Raw genomic sequence first — 1,385 nt, forward strand, 5'->3', positions numbered from 1 at the left:
CCGCAACCTGAACCGGTTTCGATCCCTCTCCCATGCGGGGGAGAGGGATCGAAACCGGTTCAGGTTGCGGTCGTCATCCCCCGGCGGGCCGGGGCATGACGGCGCGGGGCGTCAGTTGGCGACGATGGCGGAAGCCGCCTCCGTCACCCGCATGGGCACGCTCTGCGGCGCCAGGGGCGCGCCGGGGCGCACCCGGTGGAGGCCGTTGACGACGATGCGCTCGCCCGCCTTCAGCCCGCTGGTGACCACGCGCAGGCCGTCCACCGGGGCGCCCAGCGTGATCTCGCGCCACACCGCCGTGTTGGCGGCGTCCACCACGAAGACGAACTTCTTGTCCTGGTCCGTGCCCACCGCCCGCTCGCTCACGAGGAGGGCCGGCTCGCTGACGGGCTGTCCCATCTCAAGGCGCGCGAACTGGCCGGGCAGGAGCCGCCCGTCGGCATTGGCGAAGCGGGCGCGCACCCGCACCGTGCCGGTGCGCACGTCCACCTGGTTGTCCACCAGTTGCATCCGCCCTTCCACCGGCGCGCCGCCGGCGGAGGTGGTCATGAGCACCGGGATGCGGTCGAGCCGGTCGGACACGTCCGCGCCGGCACCGAGCCCGGCGAGGGCGCGGGAAACGGTGGCCTCGTCGGCATTGAAGCTCGCATAGATGGGGTCCACCGACACCAAAGTGGTGAGCACCGGCGCGCCCGGTCCGGCGGCGACAAGGTTGCCCACCGTGATCTCGGACTTGCCCACCCGGCCGGACACCGGGGCGCGGACGCGGGTGTAGGAGAGGCTGAGCCTGGCCGAGGTCAGCTTGGCCTCGACGGCGCGCAACGCCGCCTCGGCGGCGCGCTGGCCGTTGACGCGCTCGTCGAGGTCGCGCTGGGAGACGGTGCGGGAATTCCACAGGCGCTGGCCGCGCTCCAGCTCGTTGCGGGCGAGTTCCACGCGGGCCTGGGCGGCGGCCACCTGGGCCTCGGCCTCGGCGACTTCAGCCTCGAAGGGCTCGGGATCGATGGAGACGAGAAGCTCGCCCTCCTTGACCAGCGCGCCCTCGCGGAAATGGATGGCCTTGATGGCGCCGGCGACGCGCGAGCGCACCTCCACCCGCTCCACCGCCTCCAGGCGGCCGGAGAAGGTCTCGAACAGCCGCGCGTCGCGGGGCTCCACCGTGGCGACGGAGACCGGGACGGCGGCGGACGCCGCCGCGGCCGGCTTCTCCGCATGGGCGCTGGGCTGGGGCAGGCCGTAGAGCGTGCCGAGGACCGCGGCGAGGGCGACGGTGCCGAGGAGGAGGCGGTTGCGCAGGCGTGCTGTGCGGGGAGTGGTGGTCGGGGCGTTGGTCGGGGCGTTGGTCGGGGCGTTCATGGGGGCAGATCCCTGAGGCAGTTCTGGAT

Annotated in this window: 1 protein-coding gene; it reads right to left on the minus strand. The window is 73.3% G+C overall.

The window, feature by feature from the left end; genetic code table 11:
• Nucleotides 1–111: 111 nt before the first annotated feature.
• Complete coding sequence (locus K9U41_RS22845) at nt 112–1,356, minus strand: efflux RND transporter periplasmic adaptor subunit (RefSeq protein WP_432715852.1); 1,245 nt, start codon at nt 1,354–1,356, stop codon at nt 112–114.
• Nucleotides 1,357–1,385: the final 29 nt, after the last annotated feature.

The sequence above is a fragment of the Xanthobacter autotrophicus genome (genome assembly GCF_029991245.1).
GTDB classification, from domain to species: Bacteria; Pseudomonadota; Alphaproteobacteria; order Rhizobiales; family Xanthobacteraceae; genus Xanthobacter; species Xanthobacter autotrophicus_C.

Coding starts and splice junctions, on each gene's coding strand:
- K9U41_RS22845 (WP_432715852.1), bottom strand. CDS start 1,356: ATGAACGCCCCGACCAACGCCCCGACCAACGCCCCGACCACCACTCCC.